A 22,694-nucleotide genomic window follows, 5' to 3' on the forward strand; every position below is an offset into this window, starting at 1 on the left:
CTAAGGAAGTGCGGATTATCCTGGAAATAATTTCCCAGTTAAGCTTTATATAAGACCTGAGTACTTTAATGTGTTTGCCATCATGAAACAGAAGCCAAAGCTGTGCAATTACTCCTATTGCCCTGCCTGTAGTAGTTGCAATTGCCGCGCCCTGGATTCCCAGTTGGGGAAAAGGACCAAGTCCTAAGATCAGAGCCGGATCCAGTAAGATATTGATCCCGTTTGCAAGCCATAGTACCCTCATTGCAATTGCCGCATCGCCGGCCCCCCTGAAAATTGCATTAATCATAAAGAGGAGCATGATAACTGCATTTCCTCCCATCATCACCTGTGTAAAACGGTAGCCATATTCCAGGACCCATCTGTCAGCACCCATAAGCAGAAGCAGATCTTTTGCATAGAAAACACCAGCAAAGGCAAAGGGGATTGATGCTATGACTGCAATAAATATTGCCTGAACGGCAGTCATTCCGGCCTTCTCTTTATTCTTTTCTCCGATACGCCTTGCAACGATAGCCGTTACGGCAGTGGACAACCCAATAGCAACCGAGTACAAAAGGAATAAATATGTTTCCGTAAGACCTATGGTTGCTACTGCAGAGGGGCCAAGTGAACTTACAAAATAGATATCAACAACAGCAAAGGCGGATTCCATTATGAGTTCCAGGATCATCGGAACGGCAAGCAGAAAGATTGCCCTGCTTAAGGGAATCTGTGTATAATCAGCCTCACTTCCCCTTACAGCATTTTTCAGTTCAGTCCACACAGACCTTTTTGACGATTCTGCAGAAGAGCTGTTTTTTACGGGTATTTCGAATTTATCTCCTTCTCTCACGCAAATGTCCTTTCTGTGATATACAACTTAATTCCTAATAATATAACAGTATAATATGATTCAGGAGAGGCATAAAAGCGGCAATTTTTTGGAGCAATTGCTGCAAGTTCCAAATGCAAAAGGGGGCTTGTTTCCGGTGATTGAATTATAAATCCTTTTCCTGGGAAATTGTGCCGTGCGGCACTGCAGGCCCTTTGTTGACCAGGCACATTCCTTTTTGTAAGCAGAAATTTTATGGTTCAGTATGGAAAGCTGTGCAATATGCTTTACTGCGCCCGGGTATGTAATAATATGCGAACCTATGCTGAATTACAAAGCACGATGAGATTATTACTAACAATAGATTCTATGAAGCCATGAACAGAAAAGATGCTGAACTACTGCTGAAGAAAAAGTTTGGATATGAAAAATTTTACGACAAACAATGGGAAGCAATTGAAAAAGTACTGAATGGTGAAAGAGTACTTTTAATTGAAAAAACAGGATTTGGAAAATCTTTATGTTTTCAGTTTCCTGCAATTATCTTTCCTGATACTACAGTGATCTTTTCACCTTTGATCGCTCTGATGCGTGACCAGGTAAAGAAACTCAATAATATAGGCATTTCCGCCAGATGCATTAATAGCGAACAGGACCCCGGAGAAAACCGCAGGATTATGGCTGAGGCAAGGTCCGGAAAGGTGAAAATACTTTATATTGCACCGGAAAGGCAGGAAGATGAAGATTGGATTGAAGTTACAGTGCAATTGAACCTTTCAATGATAGTTATTGATGAAGCGCATTGCATTTCTGAATGGGGGCATGACTTTAGACCATCTTTTAAGAGAATTATTAATCTTGTAAAACTTTTGCCTAAAAAATTCCCGGTTCTGGCTACTACAGCTACCGCCACTAAAAGAGTGGAGAAGGATGTTGCAGAACAAATTGGCGGAAATATTACTATTCTTAGAGGGCATTTAATGCGTCCTAATTTCAGGCTTTATGTCATAACAGTAAATTCTGACGATGAAAAGATGGCCTGGCTGGGTGAGTATCTCTGCAGGATACCGGGATCAGGAATTATTTATTCAGGTACAAGAATAGATACAGAAGTATATGCAAAGTGGCTAGAGTATCTGAATATCCCTTCGACAAATTATAATGCCGGCCTGGATTCAGGTACAAGAATCGAAATAGAAAACGGCTTAATGACAAACAAATGGAAGTGTATAGTTGCAACTAATGCACTGGGAATGGGAATTGATAAGCCGGATATAAGATTTATTATTCATACACAAATACCCCAGTCTCCTATCCACTACTATCAGGAAATAGGCAGAGCAGGCAGGGATAATAAACCTGCTTTTATTATTCTGTTTTACGGTCCGGATGACAGGAGCCTGCCCGAAGCGTTTATTGAAGGAAGCAGGCCTTCAGTTAAAAAATATGAAAGAGTAATATCTGCTGTAAGACATGAATTGCTTGGTGAATACGAAATTATGAAGCAAATAAACCTTAGACGAAATCAGTTTAGAGTTATCAAGGCAGATCTGATAGATCAGGGGATAATAAGAGAGGTGCGGTTTGGAAAAAGCAGAAAGTTTGAATATGTTACAAATGCACCGGCTTTGAATACAAAGATATTTGAAGAACTCCGGGAAGCAAAAAGAATTGATCTGGAAAAAATGGTGGAATATGTCGGTATTAAAAGCTCAAGGATGCAGTATCTGTGTGATTACCTGGGCGATTTGTCGAAGTGTAATTTTACTAATTGCGATAATACAGGCCTTCACAAACTTACCGCAAATTTAAGTCCTGCATGGAATGAAAAGCTTAACCAATTCAGAGAAAATTATTTCCCTGAGCTTTTAGTGGAGTCAAGAGGATCAAATTTAGTAAATGGAATAGCAGCTTCATATTATGGATTTTCTAACGTGGGAAGCGCCATTCACAGGTCCAAATATGAGAACGGAGGGGACTTCCCTGATTTTCTGCTGAAACTTACATTAAAAGCTTATAATAAAAGATTCGGCAAAGATCACTTCGATTATATTCTTTTTGTTCCGCCTACAAAGTCGGGAAACCTGGTGAAAAACTTTGCCACAAAGATTTCACAGATGCTTAATATTCCTTTATCGGAGGATCTGGTTAAAGTTAAAACAACCCGGGAGCAGAAGATATTTGAGAACCATTTACTTAAGGAGAATAACATAAAAAATGCATTCAGAATAAATAATCCAAACTGTATTGAGGGTAAAAGTATTCTGCTTATTGACGATATTTGTGACAGCGGCGCAACTATCAGGGAAATAGGAAAGCTGCTTACCGGATGCGGAGCAGGTAAAATAGCTCCTCTTGTAATTGCCAGGACAGTCGGGGGTGATTTAAAATAATTAGTGTTTTATATTTGTCAGTATAATTATTATCAAAAGAATTTATTAATAGGATAATCTTATGGTCAGATCAGAAGAGAATGCTTACTGGATATCTCTTGCGCATATACCCAAATGGGGAAGTGCCAAAATAAATAATCTGATTATAAAAATTTATCATGAAAATAAAATAACTATCGATGAATTCTTCCACTTGTCTGAAGATGAATGGAAAAATATATATGGTCTAAGTGATAATGATATTACGGATCTTCTTAAGGCAAAGCCGGGTCTGCCAAATAATGCTTTCCTGGCTGAAGACCTTCTGAACCAGGGATTTAATTTAATTCCCATCATATCACCTGACTATTCATCCATACTCAAAAGTAATCTGAAATCTACTTATTCTCCGCCACTGCTTTATGTAAAAGGAGATAAGCAGATGTTTCAGGAAAAGTCAGTTGCTATTGTCGGCTCCAGAAATGCCGCGGATATATCGCTGAAATTTACTGACTGCATTGCACAAATGGTGACAAACGAATATAAGGTAGTGGTAAGCGGATTTGCAAAAGGCGTTGATAAACAGGCTCTGGATTCCGCATTGAAATATAACGGAAGAAGTATTATAGTATTACCGCAGGGCATAATGACTTTCGGTTCCGGTTTTAAAACATATTATAAACAGATTGTTGAGGGTAATGTGCTTGTTTTAAGTACATTCTACCCTAAAGCTCCCTGGAGGCCTGAACTTGCAATGGCGCGTAATCCGATCATATATGGACTTGCAAATGAGATATATGTGGCTGAGTCATCAGAAAAGGGCGGCACATGGTCGGGAGTAATTGACGGCCTGAGGAAAAAAAGAATAATTTATGTCAGGAAACCTTTAGCCACAGAACAAATTGCAAACAATATTCTTATTCAGAAAGGTGCCATCCCTGTTGAATTTACAGATAATAAGATTGGAATAGTCCATATTGAAAAAGCACTGGAACAGCGTGAAGGAAGTAAAGCTGTAGTTATTCCCGGGGAGGAACCGGTTGAAGAAAAGATCCGGGAAATATTAAAAGATTCCAGGCTTCCGGCAGAGGAAATACTGGAAAAGCTTAATAATGATTGGTCTATAAAAAAATTATTCAAAGTTTTGCATTCTTTGAATTTCATTGAGATAACAAAGAAGAAGGGTAAAAGTTATTTTAATATAAGAGCTGATTCAGATACGGAACAGCTTGAACTGACTCTTTAAAGGGCAAAAGAGAAATGATAATATTATGCAAATAAATCCAGGAGTGAAGAAATGATACAGGATACAATTGCTAAACTTGAAGAGAAGATAAGAACTAACAGCTCACTGAGCGAAGAAAACAGGGCTGAACTGCTTTACCTGCTCTCACAGCTGAATCCGCAGATTACGGAACTCTCCAGGACTCATTCTGAACACGCGGAGAATATTGCAGGCTCCATTGAACGCTCGGCCTACGAGGCGATGCAGGAGGAGAGAAATCCGGGCACTCTGAAATCGGAAATTGATACGCTCTCGGATTCGGTAAAGGATTTTGAAGTCTCACACCCGAAACTGGTTGAAACGGTTAATTATATCGCTAATGTTCTGGCAAATATGGGAATTTAACCATTCTATCATATCTACGAATGACAAAGATTTAGATTTTGTCTGTGGCTAATGCTAAATTTACGGATGAAATAATGGTTTATTTAATGCTGTTTCGTCACTGATAAGTATCTGCATATCACTCAACAAGGAGTTATTATGGCAGCTTTAGCACACCTGGGAGTTGGCCTTGCAGCCAAAAGGATAAATACTAAAATCCCTTTATACATCCTGATCCTTTCTGCATGGGCCGGTGATATTATCTGGACTATGTTCTTTCTGCTTGGGGTGGAAAGTTATCCTTCCTCCGGCAAAGCGGCACCAAGCCCATGGTCACATGGCCTTTTTATGAATATAATCTGGGCGCTTGCTGCAGCCGCAATTACCTGGCTCATTAGCCGCCGGAAGGGCGTTAGTGTTTTTATCGGGCTGCTGGTATTCAGCCACTGGGCCATCGATCTCCTTACTCATCCGATGCGCGCTGTGATGCCTGATGACCCACCGCTTCCGCTGTTCTTCGAGGGATCCGCATCTGCCGGCCTCGGTCTTTACAGTACCCAGTTGGGCGTAAATTTGGGCGAATACGGATCTCTTGCTGTCGGAATTATTTTTTACGCCCTGGCTTTAAGGAAAATTAAGCGGGAGAATTTAAGGGGAAACTCCTAATCGAAATAGGGCAGAGCTCAGTCCGCTAATAAAAAAGCCTTGCAAAATAAATATTTACAAGGCTTTTTTTCTGGTTTTATTCCATCGAATCTCCAGCGCTTTGAATCTGCCCCGGCTGGAATTTCTGCCTTTGGGTCGCCGGTATTGAAACTCCTTTGCTAGGCCATCTCTTCACTGATTATTTCATGCCGGTGCTTTGTTTTATTTTTCAGCTCTGCGCGGCATTCGGGGCAGTACTGCCATTCGGGCTGTACCGGGTACTGGCATTGCTGGCAGAAATTGTTTGAAAGGTCAAAGCCGCAATGCGGGCAGTATGCCCTCGTTCCGTTCAGCTCGCCTTTGCATTCAGGACATGTGGATGACTTTAGTGTATCGGGTCTTGTTATTAGATAAACCGTAAGTCCGAAGAACAATGAAATTAAAGAAAGGAATGCCCAGATTCCCGGCGTCTTTACGTCGCGTTCCTTTGCATCCACATAGACCCAGGTGGGAAGAAGGAACCAAAGGAATATTCCGGAAATGACGAGTAATATTGTAGGAATAATTCTTAAGGCATCGCTAAGATCACTTCTTTCAAATCTCCACTCGTTATAATATTTTTTCTCATTTACCCTGTCGTCGACCTTCATGAAAAGTTTGCCTATAAGCTTTCCACCGTCATCATAAACCGGGGTTGAAAAGCTGGTTGTAGGCGGCTGCAGAAGCGATTCATTGCCGTCGCCCTTGAAGAAGCGCCAGCTGTTTTCCTCTTCCCACCTTTCCGGGCGTTCGGCTCTTTCGAACTGAGAGAAGTCAACTCTGTCTGTCTTATCCACCAGTTTAGTTAGAAAGTCATTCCTGTCGCGGTAGAATTCGTCGGCTTTTATCCTGTCGCGGTATTTATCGAATGCATCGTTTGTTTTTTGAAAATCCGCCGTTGGAACGCCGAACAGGAAATCATCCGTCATTGAAGACATCCACAAGTATTTCTTGGGCTCATCGGCTTTCTGATGTTCCACCATATATTCCGACTGAAGTTCGTTAATGAGAACCGGATCGGGCTTTGCCGATTTAATTCTGGAAGCAATTCCTTTCAAATACCTTGTATTCTGCTCCATAAAGGAATTGATATATCTATTGAATTCCTCTTTGTGCTTGTCAAACTGTGCATTATATATGGGAATTGTTGCCAGCAGAAAAACAATTGAGACGCCTGCAACAATTGCAGCAGGTATTGCAAGTTTACGAATCAGCTTTCTTTTGCTCATATTTTCTCCAAAAAATATATTTTAATTAAAACTGTTTTTTCTGTTCGACTCCATCAGCAGTATGGGAGCCATTGCAAGAGTTATAAATGATCCTGCAATAAGAACCAGCGCAACGGACACACCTGTGTCTCCTAAGGACCGGATTATCCAATTCTTTTCTATAATATTCCAGAAGGGAAGGAGTGTTATCTGGATTTTAATAAAGTAGACAAGTGCGAATAAAAATATTTCACCGAATGCAATCTTAAGAACAGGCAGCAGCTCCACTCTGGTTTTCTTTTTTGTTGGTTTTATAACCGGTACGGAAACTTCCCGGAGAATGCTGCCGAACAGGTCCCCGCGCGGTTCTTCTTCTTTCAATTCTGAAAGCAGATTCATTGTTCCATCCAGGCTTTCCAGGTATTCCCTGCATCCTGGGCAGGTTTTAATATGCTCCGCCACTTCTGCGTGGTCCTCTTCACTTCCTTCATGGAAGTAAAGATCCAGTAAATGATTCTTATTTTCGCAATACATATCAGTACTCCGTCTTTTGCAAAATCTTTCTTAACTGACCCAGGGCATTATGGAAGCGGGCTTTTAAGGTCCCTTCCGGTGTGTTTGTTACTTCGGCAATTTCAGAAAACTTCATCTTCTGATAATGCTTCAGAATGATCACTTCTTTCAGAAAAGGATTTAACTGTTCAAGCGCACTGGCTATTGTATCTTTTAGCTCTGTGTATTCCAGAAAGCAGACAGCGGGTTCCTCTTCCTTTTTACCGGAGGGTTCATCTTCCAGTATCACATCCTCAAGGTCAATATGCGGATAACTATAACGCTTCTTTACCATCTCGCTGCGGGTGATGTTTATTCCGATAGTAAACAGCCACGACTTAAAAGCTCCTTTTTCAGGATCAAAGCTATGGGATGAGAACCAGGCCTTTGTAAAAGTCTCCTGAAGAAGGTCTTCTGCGATCTCCCGGTTATTAGTATAGCGCAGTATAAAGTTATACACACTTTTACCGTACCTGTCGTATAGGACTTTCAGGGCATTGGTATTCCTATCGGTCACCAGAGCCATCAAGTCCTCGTCGGAATACTTTATTATATTTTTATCGGTGTTATCCATCTATATATAGCTATACAGGCTGAAAGGGTAAAAGGTTGTGTCCTTTACTGAAAAATTAAAAAATATTAATAGGAGGGCGCAATATAGCTATCATTAGTAAAGAATTCAGCTAATTTCCCCGGTTCTTCCTGAAAAAAATGCACCTTGGGTCGGGTGAATAACCTGGCAGGGGAATAAGCCGGATTTGCAGAAAATATATGGCTGTGCTTGCAACTGAGCATATGAAACCATAAGTTTTACTACCACAATTTGGGAATCAGGTATATGAAAACTGTCCGCCTGTTCGTTTTAGCAGCTTTGTTATCTCTGCAGTTTGTTTCCGGGCTGTCTGCGCAGTCACATCCCAAAAATATTAAGGCATACCTTACGGTCAGTTTTCAGGGTAAGGCAATTGAGAACAAAGAATTCCATACGGCCGGAATTGCAGATAAAATTTCAGACATAATTACTTCAGAAGGGATAGAGCTGCTTAAAAATGTAGACATTGGAAAGCCTGGTGAACCCTGCCTTAACATCTATGTAACACTGGATGACAGTCTGAGAATGAGTGCAATAAGTTTTGAAGACGGCGGCAATAACTCGGTCTTATCCATTCCCTACCCTGAACTATCGTATGCATACAGGAAAACAGCAGATATAACACGCTCTGTCCGTAAATATGTGAAAGAGTACATTAAGTCTTCTCCAAAGAAGAGCGGGAAATAAGCTTTTACAGATGAGATTAAACCTGGTGTTAATCAAAATTGCATTTATATGCTTGTTCCTTTTTTTAGCTCCTTTCCAAAAACTTAACGCTTCAGGCAGCCCTTATGGAGAAAGAGATACTCTAAGGGGGAGAATCAGCGGTGTGATTGTTGACAGCCTTACGGGCAGGCCTGTTGAAGCCGCGAGTTTTCTGGTCTTCAGATACAAAGACTCAACTTTGGTTAAGGGAACAATATCAAATAAGGAAGGGAAATTTGAAGCTGCCAGGCTGCCCCTGGATGCTTTTTATGCCAAGGTATCATCCATGGGCTACAAGTCACGCAAGCGAAATAAAATTATCCTGAGCGGTGAATTCCAGGTATTGTCTCTTGATACAATCAGGCTATCTGGAAGGGATATTTATACGCCGGAGGTGGAAATAATAGCAGAAAAGGAAAGGCTTGCATACAAAGAGGACAAGATTATTCTTAACGTTGGAAAAGACCTGGGCAACAATGCAAAAGAGGTGCTGGAAAACTCTCCTTTGATCGATGTTGACTTTAATGGTACTGTCAGCTTAATGGGGAGTGCCTCAACCGTCATTTTTATAGATGGTAATCCGGCTGCAATGTCGGGCTATGAAAAGCTCCGCGACTTCAGGCTTTTGGATGTAAGTGAAATAGAAAGAATTGAGCTCCTTACAAATCCGCCGATTGAGTATAATGTAAAGCCGCCTACACGCGTCATAAATATAATAACTAAGAAGATTGAGTATTCAAGGTACAATGCCAGCATAGATGCCAATCTCAATACACGGTACCGTTTTAACGGAGATATAGGGGCGGCATACGGTTATAAAAATATGTTTGTCCGAAGCGGCTATGAGAATGTATTATCAAAAGTAAAATATGGGTATGAGCTGCAGAAGAATATAAATGTAAATGATGAAGCTAGTTTCCTTCAGCAGGTCTCAAACAGTGAAAGCCACTCAGATGAGAATGAATTTAACTTCTCAGCAGGAAAGACCGACGAAAAAAGCATGGTCACAATCCAGATGAGTTACAGCACTCCTAATTCCGATAATTCTACAGTGCTTCAGAATAATTTTCTGGAAAATAACAAGTATACAGAAAACCATAGCAGCAGGCATAATCAAAATAAGCAAAGATTCTTCAGTGTTTCAACAAGTTATGTGAACAATATAGGTAAGGAATACGGCACTTTAAGAGCAACATTCGGCTTTATGAATAACACAATGAATACGCTGACTGACTTTAACCAAGCCAGTTCACTTTTTGATGGAACTGATAATACTCCCGTTCTCCAGAAAAACTCTTCGGATAACAAGAACAGTTCTTTTAGCTGGGATGCAGATTACAGGTATCCCCTGAATAAAGTGCAAATAGTAGCCGACTACAAAGGATCCGTGAAAAATCTCCTGATGAAAAATAATTATAGCACGTTCAGCTACATTGAACAAAGTTATAATGATGACTTGTCGCAAAAGATTGAACAGAAATATTTGAATATTGACCACAGGTTTACCACTGGCCTTGAAATGGTTCTTTGGAAAATGAGACTGCGCGGCTTTTTGGGGCTTATGACAAATACTGTGGAGAATAGTGATATTATTAAGGGAACAGGCAATAAAAATAATAATGTGAGCATGGGGGGGATGGTTATGGCAGGAATTCCCCTTCCAGGCTTTCAGCAGCTTAATGCAAGATTATCTTATGATATAAGTAATCCCTCCAACAGGCAGCTTAATCCAAATATAGATAAGACTGATTCTACAAATATCACCATGGGAAACCCAGGACTGAAACCCTCCGGGACAAGTGTTATTAATCTGGACTATTCACTTCCGATAGGGAGCACTTATTTAAGTGCAACACTAAGTTATACAAATGTAAATAATCCCATTGAGCAGATCTCAGTCCAAAAAGATGGTAAAACATCCGTTACAACTTATTTTAACAATGGAAATATGAATTCCTATAGTGCCTCGGTAAACATAGGGGGAGACCTTTTCAAAAGGCTGAGCGTATGGTTGGGATCGTCTGCGACCGAAGATGTTTATAAAGGTGTTTACGCGGGGAATAAGAATTTCAGCTGGGGAGGAAGCATTCATAACAAGCTGAATATAAACAACTTAAATTTCCAGCTCGATTTTAATTACTCCTCATCAAGTATATCGGCACAGGAGAAATCCGGGAAGAATTATTCAGTGGATGCCTATGTGAGATTCTACACGCTGGATAAATATTTATCTTTCGTGCTTATGGCCGATGATATATTTAACAGCCGGAACCGCAGCAGCGCAAAATACGGGAATGGATTTTATGCTGTGAAAAACAAGGTGGAAGATACACGCATTATAACCTTCGGCATTTCATATTACCTGCAAAGCAAGTCGAAGGAAGATATTCCCCGGATGAATACCGAAGTCTACGGTGATGATTTTTAAGCTGGTCTATGAGTCAGTCGGAAAGTTATCCAATAACAGAAGATATAACAGGTTCAGTACGTAAGTATGTAAAAAAATGCATCAAATCCTCTCCCAAGAAAAGAAAGGAGTAAAGTATTTAATTCAGCAAATTACTTGGAAAAGCAGAAGGATTATGAAATTTGCATATTTCCCAAACTGTCTTCCTGAAAGTAGTAACTAAAACTTTTCAATGAGGATATATGGAAATAAGGCTCTGGTTTTTCTGTCATTTGAATAACCGGAGAATATTTCCTTTTGATCTGTCTCCTTCGGCAGCAGTACGTCATAATAATAGGGGAGGAATTCAGAACTATCACTGCATCCGCCATTATTCCCGTTCGCATTGCCGGAAATACTTGCCTGGCTGCCAATAAAACTGTCCCAGTATTTTTCTAATCCGCTGCTTATGTCAGAAGCCCCGACGCCTGCAAAGAGCCAGCACCTTTTGCCAATGCCTTTTAAAAACTCCTTAGGTACAGAAAACCTTATGGTTTTGGAATGGACGTCACCAAAAATATTATCGTCAGTTTTATTCAGCTTCATCGACAGAACCTGTGTATCGTCGTAATTCTGAAGCAAAATACCCTTGTCGCTTATGCATATTGACTGATCAAATTTACCTTCAAGATCGATATTGCCGCTCCAATCATGTATTCTTGTTTTGTTGTCGTCATTTTTTAAGTAGATTACTGCGTAGGTTCTGTAAAATCCCCATTCAACAGAATCCCTGTTAGCCAGATCTCTGAATGTCATTTCAAAATAATATCTGCTCTTGTCTTTAAGAATTCTGAATTTCGTCAGATCAAATATTCCATCCCTGCAATATCTGTCTTTGGGATAAATATATTTCCCATTGCCGGAGTCGTCCTTTTCCGGATCCGCCATATTGAAGACTTCCTCAGCCTTTTCATTAAAAAATGGTGAGATTTCCGGGGTTTGCAGATTCAACACCCAGTTTCTGAAATCATGCTCAATTGCAGCAATACTCTGATGGTAAACGTTTTCTATGGCCCCGGGGAATAGAGAGTCCGCTGTAGTCCGGCTGCATAAATCGGAGTATTTATCCATGCCATATTTTTCTATCAGGTACTTACTGAATGCGCCTGCCGTGAAGTAGATATCTCCGGTATTATATTTTTCAGAATGAGTGAAATCTTTTATTAAATAAATTTCGTGAATCCCGGGATCTTTTTTCTTAAGCATCAGCTCTTTAGTCCATTCAATTGAAAATAAATTGCTGAAATAAGTAGTACCCGCATAATAGACGGCAATACCTTCTCCCAGGAGGGGGATATGAAAGTTTAATGCCCGGGGAGTAATAATATGAACAATCTCGTGATAATTATCCCAGGAGACAGAGGATACAGTGTTCCACTTTGCTGTTGCTATACCATTAACGGGAGCTCTGAAATAAAATTTTCCGATTGTTTCGGCGCCAGCTAAATAGTAGTCAATTTTTTCATTATTATTAAATGTAAACTTTGAAGCCAGATCTTCATAAAACGAATCCAGCCTGTTTATCAGGGAGCTGTCAGGAAGATTGGATGGATCTTCAAAATGGAAAACGAAATGCCTGCTTTCTTTCTTATTCCAATTTCTGGTCAGTAAGATTATCGGCTGTGAGAGTTTCAGAGCATTATGCTGTTCAGTAACCGCATAAGAAAAGCCGCCTGCATCAACTATTGTATAATCACTGGTATGCCTGATACTTTTAACAGGGAAAAACAGGGATTGTTCAAATGCTTCTTTGTAATCGTTATAAAGGAAATAATAGTCGAAATTACTGCCCAGTCTTTTTTTAGTTTCTTCATCCCAGTAGCTTTCTAAATTGGTATTTGAGGCTTCCACATCGTCTAAATATTTTCTTATGAACTCAACATATCTAAGATCATTATTATCAATTTTTAAGGTGTCAAGGATCTTTTCAGCTTCAGAGACATATTTGCAGGGCGAAGCATTTTCAATATATTTCCGGAGGAAATAACAGGCGTCGTATTTAAGTGCAAGGCGGGCTGACAATACGCCGGCCGCGTAGTATATTGAATAATTCCCGGGCTGAGCCTTTGACAGGCTGTATAATGCATCCAGCGCCTTAGAGGATCTGTGAGAGAGGGAATCTTTCTTTATAGTTAGTTCAAACTCTTTAACGGACTTATCCAGATAGCCATCATTTAAATATTTTAACGCCGGATTATAATCCGTTTGAGCATGCAGATGGCTAAAGGTTAGAAAAATAATCAGAAAACCATAAATTCTCTTCATTTTAATCGCCTGGAATATGAATATGTCCTACAAAACCGGAACCACCCATTGAATTGTTATTGCCGGTATATTAAAAAACGAGTGTCATATTTGAGTGCAGAACAATAGAAAGCAATGCCTAAGACTATGAAACCGGCAGAGTGATTTCAAATGTGGTTCCTTTGCCTATTTCGCTTGAAGCTGAAATTGTACCGTTATGCTTCTGCACAAATTCCTTAACCAGAAGAAGCCCTAATCCTGTCCCTTTTTCTTTGTTTGTCCCAGGAGTGCTTTGGACAGTTTCTGACATAAAAATCTTATCCAGTTTCTCACTCTCAATTCCCATTCCTTCATCCGAGACAAAAATTATTATGTTTGTGTCTTGCTTCTCCGCCCGAACTGTAACAGTAGAATCACTGAAAGAATATTTAATTGCATTTGAAATGAGGTTCCTTAAAACTGTATTCAGCATTCTTTTATCGGCGGAAATCTGAAGGCTTTCATCTACGCGGGCACTGAGGCAAACATGTTTTGCCCTGCCGTAGGCATCCATCAGCTCCACATTTTCATTTACTACAGACTTAAGGTTTAACAATTCTTTCTTAAGCCGTTTATTCCCGGTTTCCGAAAGCGACCATTCAAGCAGGTTCTCCATAAGGTTATATGCTTTTGTGGTTGTGTCCTTGATTACCAAAGCGCCTTCGTTTATTTCCTGCTGCTCATCCTCTTCGGACTTCATGATAATGAGATCTGAATAGCCAAACATCGACTGAAAGAGGTTTTTCATGTCGTGGGCAATTATGGAGAAAAACTTATTCTTTATTGCAATTGTTTTTGAAAGCTCGGCGTTAACGGCTTTCAGCTCAAGTGTTCTTTCCTCCACTTTACTGTCTAGGCTGCGGTTTGCGGCTTCAAGTTCTTTCGATAAGCTTTCCACTTCCATGTACGATTCATTATACCTTAAAGACAGGAAGTAAGATTGTGAAAATATTAACAATATGAATCCCACAGAGCCGAAGTAACCTGTATAGATAATAGCCAGCCCATACAAAAGGTCGTTTATTCCGGCAAGCAGAGGCAGAAGCATTCCGGCAAAGACCAAGACAGAATGTTTTCTTTTTCTAAGAAGGGCCAAGAAAAGCCCGTAGAACAGATACCCTACAACTATTATCGAGAAATAAAACGTGGGGTATATAAAGGGCATAAAATATTCTATGGGGAAGATAAAAAGAAACAGCACTTCAAAAATGAATGCGGCAGTAAAAAAGTTGACTGCAGTTTTATTAAGCTCGTCAGGAAATATTATACGGAAGAACCTAAGCAAAACAGCAACAACAGAGATTGATGCAAGCCATGCTTTGAGATAGAACGAAACCGAAAGTCCGGGCAGTATGTAGAAAACATATTTATCACCTTCACAGATTGTCTGCACGGCAAGCAGAAGGCAAATAACAGAAAAGTAGAGATACTCTCTTTCTTTCCGTCTGATAATAAAAAGCAGGAAATGGTAGAGGCCCATAATAAGGAGAATGCCGAAGCTCACCAGGTAGAAAAAGTTCTTCAGCTGCGACTCCAGTATAACGCCCTGTTCTGTGCCCAGAAGAATTTTTTCGTCAATTCCCGCCTCATTTGTGTCAAAGAAGTTAACTGCGTTTATTACTATTTCCAGGGAAGCCGAACTATCCTCGAAACTTACCGCTTCGCGCCCCGAAGCAGGGATGCATTTCTCAGGTATTTCAGAAAAAGTCCCTTTTTCAAGATAGAGCCTGCCGTTGAGCCAAACTTTGTATGAGGAGTGTATATCCTGAAATTTCAGGCACAGTGTTCTTACGCGCCTGGAATTATTTTTAGGGAGTTTAACTATTAATCTGTATGTGGCCTTGCCCAAAGGGGGCAGGTTTTTCAGTTCGGTATTTTTGATTCCGTTCCACTGCGAAGGAAGTTCAAAATAATGAAGTCTGGAATTGTCTGAAGTCTGGAATTCGCCGGGCGTTAATATTTTATTCCAGTAGAATTCCCACTGCCCATTCAGTTCAGCCAGGCCGTCATTATCAAAATCCCAGGAGCTTAAATTGATTATTCCTTTTTGTGCCTGAGGGATTATTTTATTGTTCTGCCTGCATCCGGCAGAGAAAAACATTAGTAAGCTAATTAAAAGAAGTGATATTATATTTTTCGTGTCAGTCACCGGTTTGTAAACAGCAAAGCCTTTTTATTATGAGTATTTATAATTTATTGGAAAGTTTTATGAAAAAATAAGTAATTCATAAATCTGATCAAAACTAATTTTTAAGCCAAAAATATTCTTGCCCGGGACTAATCTGTTATTGTCTATCGTAAATATTTTAGTAATGAGAAGCCGGAAATAAGTCAGTCATATTGAAACAAATAATTAATTCCGATTTTATAATATACAGGCTCCTGGTTAGTAATGTTTCCAATTAATATGGGGGGAATGACCATTGAATGCTAAAGACAGCCTGAAGCGGTTTGCCGGAATCAAAACCGAAGATGAATTAAAAAGAGGTAAAGTAAAGCCGGCAAGCAAAAGGCGGGAGTTCGTTAAGAACATTTTGTTTGCTCTAATAGGGGCTCTTATCATCAAAACTTTTTTACTGGAATCCTCAAGGGTTCCTACAGGCTCAATGGAAGGCACAGTCATGATCGGCGACTTCCTGCTTGTCAACAAGGTAATCTATGGGTCCTCAACTCCAAGGAATATCCCCTTTACAGATATCCCGCTTCCTTTCTACACATTGCCTGCATATCATGAACCGCAGAGGAACGAGGTTGTTGTTTTTGATTATCCGGGCAATTCTGATGAATTAAATTCACCTGTTATATGGAGCTATGTAAAAAGGCTGGTGGGTCTTCCCGGTGATACAATTCAGATAAAGGATAAAGTGTTGTTTGTAAACGGCAGGGAGTTTCGGCGGCCTCCGGATATTCAATATGTTGATCCTGAAACAAGGCGTGCAGGAATATATGAAGGCGATATATTTCCAAAAGGTGCAAAATGGAACAGGGATAATTACGGCCCCATTGTAATCCCCAAGAAAGGAGATGTGATAAAATTAAATTCCCAGAACATTGAGCAGTGGAGAACTATAATTGACCGTGAGTTTGGAAAGCGGGTTGTGGATGCTTCCAGCGGCGGGATAACAATAAATGGGAAGCCCGCCAGTTCATATACCCTGCAGAAAGATTATTATTTTATGATGGGCGACAACAGGGATAACAGTGCCGACAGCAGGTACTGGGGATTTGTGCCGAGAGATAAAATAATAGGAAGAGCTGAAGTTATATACTGGTCGTGGGATCCTTCCATTCCTTTCTATAATCTGTTCGAATTAATAGGGTCGGTAAGGCCCGGCAGGATTGCAAGGCTCATTAAATGATTATTTACATTCCTGGCAAGACGGGGGGAAGGTAATAAATCTTATACGCGTTTTGGGGATTTTTGATATTTTACCCAGGGTTACGGCATTCCCTCCGGGAATTTGTAACCCTGGGCTACAGATATGAAACCGCTAAACGCGGTTTTTAGGAATAGGTGGTTGTATATGGGTATTCCCTCCGGCACAAAACAAACCGTTTGACAAATTCAGAATAATTTGCATTCTTATATTTTATAGCCCGTTTGTGACAGGATGCGATTGGTATGCCCCCGTGATGCTTCCATGGTAATGCAATGCTTTAGTTGTGATTTAAATCAAAGTTCCCGCGGTTTTAAGCCATAAAAGGTTTGCTGAAATATTATTTGCCCATTTGTTTGGCGTCACGATATGGCTTAAATCTAATTTCTATTTTATGGGTGCAGGATATCGCTCCGGCATCCTGTCCTATTAAATAAGTGACTGTCCCTGACGTAACAAACTGAAGCAGACGGGTAGAAAATGAAACATTCTGTCATTTTAATTCTGGCATTTATTCTTGCGGCACATATTGCGGCCTTTCCCCAGGAAATTAAGAAAATTAAGTATCATGGGCAGGATATTGTAAAGGACGAACTTATAATAAAGTTTAAGAGGTACCCCGGTATATCCGCACAGTCAAATATGCCGGGCAGCCGCTCGGTTATCCTGAAGAATAAAAAAGCCACGGTAAAGAAAATCTGGTCCACCGGTGCAGAACACTGGAAGGTTTCTACTGACAGCATTGATGCACTGATCCGCGAGCTGAGAAGCAATCCTGACGTTGAGTATGCAGAACCTAACTATGTAGTCCATCATTGCAGCGCACCAAACGATGGCTCCTTTAATCTTCAATGGGCGGTAAACGGAACTTCTATAGCCGGCATTAGTGCAATGGATGCCTGGGCTATAACTACAGGAGATACTTCAATAGTAATAGGTGTAATTGACAGCGGAATTGACTACCTGCATGTGGACCTGAAAGCAAATATATGGACAAATAAAAATGAAATTCCGGGTAATGGAATTGACGACGACCATAACGGCTATGTTGACGACGTACATGGGTGGGACTTCTTTAATAACGATAACAATCCTATGGACGACAACCACCATGGTACGCATGTGGCGGGAATTATAGCGGCTAAAGGGAACAATAATCTGGGCATTGCTGGAACGGCGTGGAACGTAAAACTGGCGGCAATGAAGTTCTTAAACAATGTTGGCGATGGTGAGACCAGCCAGGCAATACAGGCCTTGGAATACTGTATTGCCAACGGCATAAAAATAGTAAATTGCAGCTGGGGCGGTTCGGCTGGAAGCCAGGCACTTTACGATGAAATCAGCAAGGCCAATCAGGCCGGTGTTATAGTAGTTGCAGCAAGCGGAAACAGCGGGATTGATATGGATATCACTCCGCAGTATCCGGCTGCTTACGACCTTCCAAATATAATTTCTGTGGCTGCACACGATTCCAATGGCAACCTGGCATCGTTTTCAAATTATGGAAAAATAAGTGCTGATCTGTCTGCTCCAGGAGTCGATATCTATTCCTGCATACCGGATAACCAATATGGCTATATAAGCGGCACATCCATGGCGGCACCTTTTGTTACAGGCGCCGTTGCCCTGATTAAGACTGTCTACCCGGAGAAGACCAATGCTGAAGTTAAAGACCTTCTTTTATCTTCTGTTGACAAAAGCAGCAATATGCTCGGTAAGACCGTAAGCGGAGGAAGGCTGAACCTTTATAAGCCTCTTAAAAATTCCGGCATAATATCAGTAAAGCTTTCAGAGAGTGTATTTGATTTTGGCTGGGTGGCATTAAACGGCAATATGCCTGAGAAAAAGGTGACGGTTTATAACAGCTCCACAGAAAGTATTAATATAGATACCATCAAATCGGCAAAAGGTTTCCTGATTTCAAGTCCGGGCGGGTTATTTTCAGACGTGCTTGTAAACACTCCTCTGGGGGCTAACCAGTCGGTGGATATTATGGTAAAAGCCGATCCGAAGGAGGAAAGGTCATATGATACACTAGTTACTTTCAGGTTCTCGCGCGGCGGCGCAACCTTAAATAAACAGTTAAGGTGCAGGCTGACGGCGATTCCCAAAGGTACTGTGATTATTTCAGCAGAAGTGAGCGGAACCTGGAGCAAAGCAATGTCCCCGATTATAATTAACTCCACTGTTAAAGTTGCTTCGGGGCAGAAGCTTGATATAGAACCGGGTGTAGAAGTAATATTCTGCAATAATTCCGGCATCAGTTCAAGCCAGTCCGATGCCGGCGCTGAGTACATAATAAGGGCTATAGGTACAAAGCAGGATTCAATATACTTCAGACCGATGGATCCGAAGACACCGTGGAGCGGCTTTTCATTTACAGGGCGCGGGAAGTACATATTTGAACACTGCAGCTTTTTATACGCATCAAAGAATAGTACGGGGCAGACCGGAAGTTCCGGAGGCGCTATATACTGCGCGGGGCCAGACCTTAGGATTGTAAATTCCCGTTTCTATGGCAACCATGCTGCAGTTGAAGGTGGAGCCGTAGATTTTTCAGGAAGTGATGCCACCTTATTCATTGATTCATCAGGCTTCACCGGTAACGATGCCGTTCTGGGCGGAGCGCTGGTTCTGCGGGGCAAGGAAAACTGGCTAATGAATTCTGAATTTTTAAATAATAATTGCACGCAGGGTATAGTAAAAATTCAGGGGGCATCATCGGCTACAGATTCCAATGAAAAGGCTTTTGTGTATAAATGCTCGTTCAAACATAATGCAAGTAAAAGTTGGGGCAGCATGATTGATGCCTCTTCAATAAATAAAGTTGTTATTAAGAACTGCCTGGGGGCCATGAATTCAATAGGCGGAACCCAGGGTATCATAAACTTAAATACCATTTCCACTGCAATTGTATCGAACTGCACTTTATATGATAACTATAACAGCACCGGAGGCAACGGCGCTGCACTGATGGTAATGCAAGTTAAAGACGGTGTGCTGGAAAATTCAATTTTATGGGACAAATATAATAATGAGATCAAAACTGTTCAGGACGTTAATCAGAGGTTTACGGCTTCACATAACTCAATTAAAAATTACAGCGAGATAGCCGGAAATTCCAATACGGCACCGGACTTTTCCGATACATTATCTTACAGGCTTGCAGCAAACAGCGTACTAAGGGATAAAGGTAACCCTCTTGAGATATTTAACGACCAGGACGGAAGCAGGAATGACCTGGGTTATGAGGGAGGCAATCCGCTTGTGTTCTATCCGGTGGCGATTGATTTCGGTAGGAACGGACTTGTAAATTCCACCGCAAAAACAGTTTCTGCCGGATACGTTAATTTTAATAAGGATGCCGTTCCCGTGCAGTCGTGGAGTGTATCTTCAGGCGCCTTTACAGTTTCAGGAATGCCGGGACAGATGCTGCCTTTTAAGGCAAATGAAATTTTGATCAGCTTTAGTCCAAAAGAGGTAAAGAATTATTACGATACTCTTTACATAAACACAAACCTTGCTTCTGCAAATAAATTAAAAATATTGTTATCCGGAATCTGCGAAGACATAAATTCCAAAGGCGGTGAAATATCGGGAGAGCTGGTAAAGGGAGTCTATCATATTGTAAACGATCTGCACGTTTCGAAAGGCAATATGCTTACAGTAAACGCAGGTGTAACACTTTTATTCCAGCCCAATACCAGGCTTATAGTTGAAGGCGATCTGGAAGTAAAAGGCACGCCTGAAGAGCAGGTGGTATTTTCACCAGAATCGGACACTTCATACACGGGAATAATTACCATAAGAGGCAATAATACAAAAGACATTTTGCTGGAAAACCTTGTACTGAGAAAGATGACGGGTTTTAATATAGAATCCGTGGCGCGTAAAATTGTATTTACCAAGTGTGAGTTTACGGACAACAATAGTTCAGGCTTATTCCTTTTCAGTCAGGGGAGCACAGCTGAATTTAATGGCTGCAGGTTTACAGGCAACAGCACTGCAGGGGCTCTTGTTTACAGCGTTTCCGGAAAGTTATATATAAACAACTGTGTTATTAGCAGAAATACCAGCAGCGCTTATATTTTAGCGGATAAAAATAAAACTTACATTTATAACAGCTCGTTGTTTAACAACAAATCAGAGTCCGGAATAATGATTGCCACGGACCCTGCGGCCGCGGCATTTACGGATTCCTGCAAAGTTATAAATTCAATTATAGCTGATAACATTAATGCCTCGGCAAAATATCAGTATGAGGTAAGCCTGGTTTCCCGGACTGCAGCAGAGCCTCTGGAGAATCCAAGTGTAAAGGTATTTCTGGAATTAACAAACACATGCATCAAAGGCGGCGCGGCAAAACTGTTTGTTCCTTCGGGCTCAAAGAATATTTCTTTTTATTTTGATGGCGCTGATCCTCAATTTGCTGATTCATATGGCAATCTTTCAGGCAGCTCGCCATGCATTAACAAAGGAACAAACACTTATGACGGACTGAAGTTTTCGGCTGTGGACCTTTCAGGAAACTTCAGGATATGGAACGGGCGGATTGACCTGGGCGCATATGAATACGGCTCAAAGAAATATTCCGCAGTGCCGGCAAAAGGAGTATTGGATTATCCAAAAGACCAGGATACGGTTATCAAAAATGTAACCTTAAAGTGGAGGCGGGCAGGTGAAGCTTTGACATATTATCTGCAGGTAAGCGATACCATTGCATTTACAAGGACTGTGTATAATGATTCGGCTCTGACAGATACAGCAAAGGCAATGACCCTCCTTAGCTACAGTAAAAAATATTTCTGGAGGGTGGCCGTGCATAACGGTCAGAATTTGGGACCGTGGTCGGACGTATGGAGCTTTAACACAATAACTTTGTCTCCGGGGTCAGCTCCTGTACTGAAGCAGCCGGCAGACAAAGCAGTAAATCAGCCGTTGGCTTTAACCCTTCTGTGGAGGAAATTCAAAGGCGCTGATAAGTATCAGCTTCAGGTTTCAAAAGAGCTTAATTTCAGCAGCCTTGTGGTAAATGATTCCGCATTTGCCGATACACTAAAACAGATTCCGGGGCTTACCAACAGTACTGAGTATCACTGGAGGGTAAGAGCATTAAACCAGGGAGGCGCGGGGCCGTGGTCGGAGGAATGGACCTTTACAACCAAACCGCCTCTTCCGGCCATTCCGGTGCTTGCAAAACCATTGAACGACTCTAAGGACAGCCTGGCAACCCTTAAGCTGGAATGGAAAGTTAATAAGTTTACAGACAAATACAGGCTTATTGTATCTGAAGATGAGCAGTTTTCAAAAATTAAATTTGCCGATTCCACGCACCAGGATACAGTAAGGGTAGTAAAGGAATTAAAAGAAGGGATGAAATACTTCTGGAAGGTAAGTTCAATTAATGCTGCCGGGGAAACCTATTCGGACACGTGGGCATTTACTACGCTTCTTAACGCGCCGGACAGCCTGAAGGCAAAGGTATTGAGCAGGAACAAAATAGAGCTTAAATGGCTGGATAAATCCAACGGAGAGTCGGGCTTCATAATTGAAAGAAGGCAGTCGGCTGACTTTATGGTTCTGGATACAGTAGATGCAAATATAACAAGCTACACAGATTCAACTATAAATGTTAAGTCTTTTTATAAATACCGTGTAAGCTCATTTACGCCATTTATGTTATCAGTCTTTACCGGTCCGGATTCGGTTACCACCGGTGTAGAAGAATACAGCCATATTCCAAAGGATTACATGCTTTTGCAGAACTATCCCAATCCCTTTAATCCTGTAACAGTAATTAAGTATGGGCTGCCTTCAGAAAGCCACGTTAAGCTTACAATTTATAACGCACTTGGCCAGGAGGCGGGGAAGTATGTAAATGAAATTCAAAGTGCCGGGTTCCATCAGATTAATTTCAACGCCAGCGGATTATCGTCGGGAGTGTATTATTATCTTTTAGATGCAAGGGCGACTGATGGTTCCAGGGATTTCAGGAAGGTTAAGAAGATGATGGTGATAAAGTAACAGACATAAAACCGCTGCGCGGTTTTTT

At 41.1% G+C, this 22,694-nt stretch carries 13 protein-coding genes and 1 pseudogene; 8 read left to right on the forward strand and 6 right to left on the reverse strand.

Going from position 1 to position 22,694, the window contains the following annotated elements; translation table 11 throughout:
* A partial coding sequence (locus HF312_18700; GenBank protein ID MCU7522253.1) for an MATE family efflux transporter occupies positions 1-841 on the reverse strand: 841 nt, incomplete at its 3' end.
* Between the two features lie 238 nt (positions 842-1,079).
* Between HF312_18700 and HF312_18705 the strand changes: the two are divergent.
* The 4 genes and pseudogenes from HF312_18705 to HF312_18720 all read left to right on the forward strand — a co-directional run bounded on the left by HF312_18705 (position 1,080) and on the right by HF312_18720 (position 5,461).
* Positions 1,080-3,207 (forward strand): annotated as a pseudogene (locus HF312_18705) (RecQ family ATP-dependent DNA helicase).
* Positions 3,208-3,268: 61 nt separating this feature from the next.
* A complete protein-coding gene (locus HF312_18710) occupies positions 3,269-4,432 on the forward strand; it encodes a DNA-processing protein DprA (GenBank protein ID MCU7522254.1) in 1,164 nt (387 codons plus the stop codon).
* A gap of 51 nt (positions 4,433-4,483) precedes the next feature.
* Positions 4,484-4,816 (forward strand): DUF4404 family protein, encoded by a 333-nt coding sequence (locus tag HF312_18715; GenBank protein MCU7522255.1) that lies wholly within the window; start codon positions 4,484-4,486, stop codon positions 4,814-4,816.
* A gap of 138 nt (positions 4,817-4,954) precedes the next feature.
* Complete coding sequence (locus HF312_18720) at positions 4,955-5,461, forward strand: hypothetical protein (protein MCU7522256.1); 507 nt, start codon at positions 4,955-4,957, stop codon at positions 5,459-5,461.
* A 158-nt stretch (positions 5,462-5,619) separates the two neighbouring features.
* Here HF312_18720 and HF312_18725 read toward each other — a convergent pair whose 3' ends face one another.
* Genes HF312_18725 through HF312_18735 form a run of 3 tightly spaced genes read right to left on the reverse strand, consistent with a single transcriptional unit; the run spans position 5,620 to position 7,813 of the window.
* The gene (locus HF312_18725; protein ID MCU7522257.1) at positions 5,620-6,708 is read right to left on the reverse strand and encodes a zinc ribbon domain-containing protein; all 1,089 of its coding nucleotides are present in this window, start codon (positions 6,706-6,708) and stop codon (positions 5,620-5,622) included.
* A gap of 21 nt (positions 6,709-6,729) precedes the next feature.
* On the reverse strand, positions 6,730-7,221 hold the full coding sequence (locus HF312_18730; GenBank protein ID MCU7522258.1) for a zf-HC2 domain-containing protein: 492 nt from the start codon (positions 7,219-7,221) through the stop codon (positions 6,730-6,732).
* 1 nt (position 7,222) lies between these two features.
* Positions 7,223-7,813, reverse strand: a complete 591-nt coding sequence (locus HF312_18735; GenBank protein ID MCU7522259.1) for a sigma-70 family RNA polymerase sigma factor — start codon at positions 7,811-7,813, stop codon at positions 7,223-7,225.
* Positions 7,814-8,077: 264 nt separating this feature from the next.
* Here HF312_18735 and HF312_18740 point away from each other — a divergent pair, with 264 nt between their 5' ends.
* Positions 8,078-8,518, forward strand: coding sequence for a hypothetical protein (locus HF312_18740; GenBank protein ID MCU7522260.1), 441 nt, complete (start codon positions 8,078-8,080; stop codon positions 8,516-8,518).
* A 142-nt stretch (positions 8,519-8,660) separates the two neighbouring features.
* Entirely contained in the window at positions 8,661-10,964 is a 2,304-nt protein-coding gene (locus HF312_18745) for an outer membrane beta-barrel protein (GenBank protein MCU7522261.1), read from the forward strand.
* Between the two features lie 198 nt (positions 10,965-11,162).
* Here HF312_18745 and HF312_18750 read toward each other — a convergent pair whose 3' ends face one another.
* Both HF312_18750 and HF312_18755 read right to left on the reverse strand, forming a co-directional pair.
* The gene (locus HF312_18750) at positions 11,163-13,247 is read right to left on the reverse strand and encodes a hypothetical protein (GenBank protein MCU7522262.1); all 2,085 of its coding nucleotides are present in this window, start codon (positions 13,245-13,247) and stop codon (positions 11,163-11,165) included.
* 124 nt (positions 13,248-13,371) lie between these two features.
* On the reverse strand, positions 13,372-15,366 hold the full coding sequence (locus tag HF312_18755; GenBank protein ID MCU7522263.1) for a GHKL domain-containing protein: 1,995 nt from the start codon (positions 15,364-15,366) through the stop codon (positions 13,372-13,374).
* Positions 15,367-15,688: 322 nt separating this feature from the next.
* Between HF312_18755 and lepB the strand changes: the two genes are divergently transcribed.
* Positions 15,689-16,624, forward strand: a complete 936-nt coding sequence (gene lepB / locus HF312_18760; GenBank protein MCU7522264.1) for a signal peptidase I — start codon at positions 15,689-15,691, stop codon at positions 16,622-16,624.
* Positions 16,625-17,122: 498 nt separating this feature from the next.
* Positions 17,123-22,666, forward strand: coding sequence for a S8 family serine peptidase (locus HF312_18765; GenBank protein ID MCU7522265.1), 5,544 nt, complete (start codon positions 17,123-17,125; stop codon positions 22,664-22,666).
* The last annotated feature ends 28 nt before the right edge of the window (positions 22,667-22,694 follow it).

Source organism: Ignavibacteria bacterium (assembly GCA_025612375.1).
Classification (GTDB): Bacteria; Bacteroidota; Ignavibacteria; order Ignavibacteriales; family SURF-24; genus JAAXKN01.

Coding starts and splice junctions, on each gene's coding strand:
- HF312_18710 (MCU7522254.1), top strand. CDS start 3,269: ATGGTCAGATCAGAAGAGAATGCTTACTGGATATCTCTTGCGCATATA.
- HF312_18715 (MCU7522255.1), top strand. CDS start 4,484: ATGATACAGGATACAATTGCTAAACTTGAAGAGAAGATAAGAACTAAC.
- HF312_18725 (MCU7522257.1), bottom strand. CDS start 6,708: ATGAGCAAAAGAAAGCTGATTCGTAAACTTGCAATACCTGCTGCAATT.
- HF312_18735 (MCU7522259.1), bottom strand. CDS start 7,813: ATGGATAACACCGATAAAAATATAATAAAGTATTCCGACGAGGACTTG.
- HF312_18740 (MCU7522260.1), top strand. CDS start 8,078: ATGAAAACTGTCCGCCTGTTCGTTTTAGCAGCTTTGTTATCTCTGCAG.
- HF312_18720 (MCU7522256.1), top strand. CDS start 4,955: ATGGCAGCTTTAGCACACCTGGGAGTTGGCCTTGCAGCCAAAAGGATA.
- HF312_18750 (MCU7522262.1), bottom strand. CDS start 13,247: ATGAAGAGAATTTATGGTTTTCTGATTATTTTTCTAACCTTTAGCCAT.
- HF312_18755 (MCU7522263.1), bottom strand. CDS start 15,366: ATGTTTTTCTCTGCCGGATGCAGGCAGAACAATAAAATAATCCCTCAG.
- HF312_18765 (MCU7522265.1), top strand. CDS start 17,123: ATGAAACATTCTGTCATTTTAATTCTGGCATTTATTCTTGCGGCACAT.
- HF312_18730 (MCU7522258.1), bottom strand. CDS start 7,221: ATGTATTGCGAAAATAAGAATCATTTACTGGATCTTTACTTCCATGAA.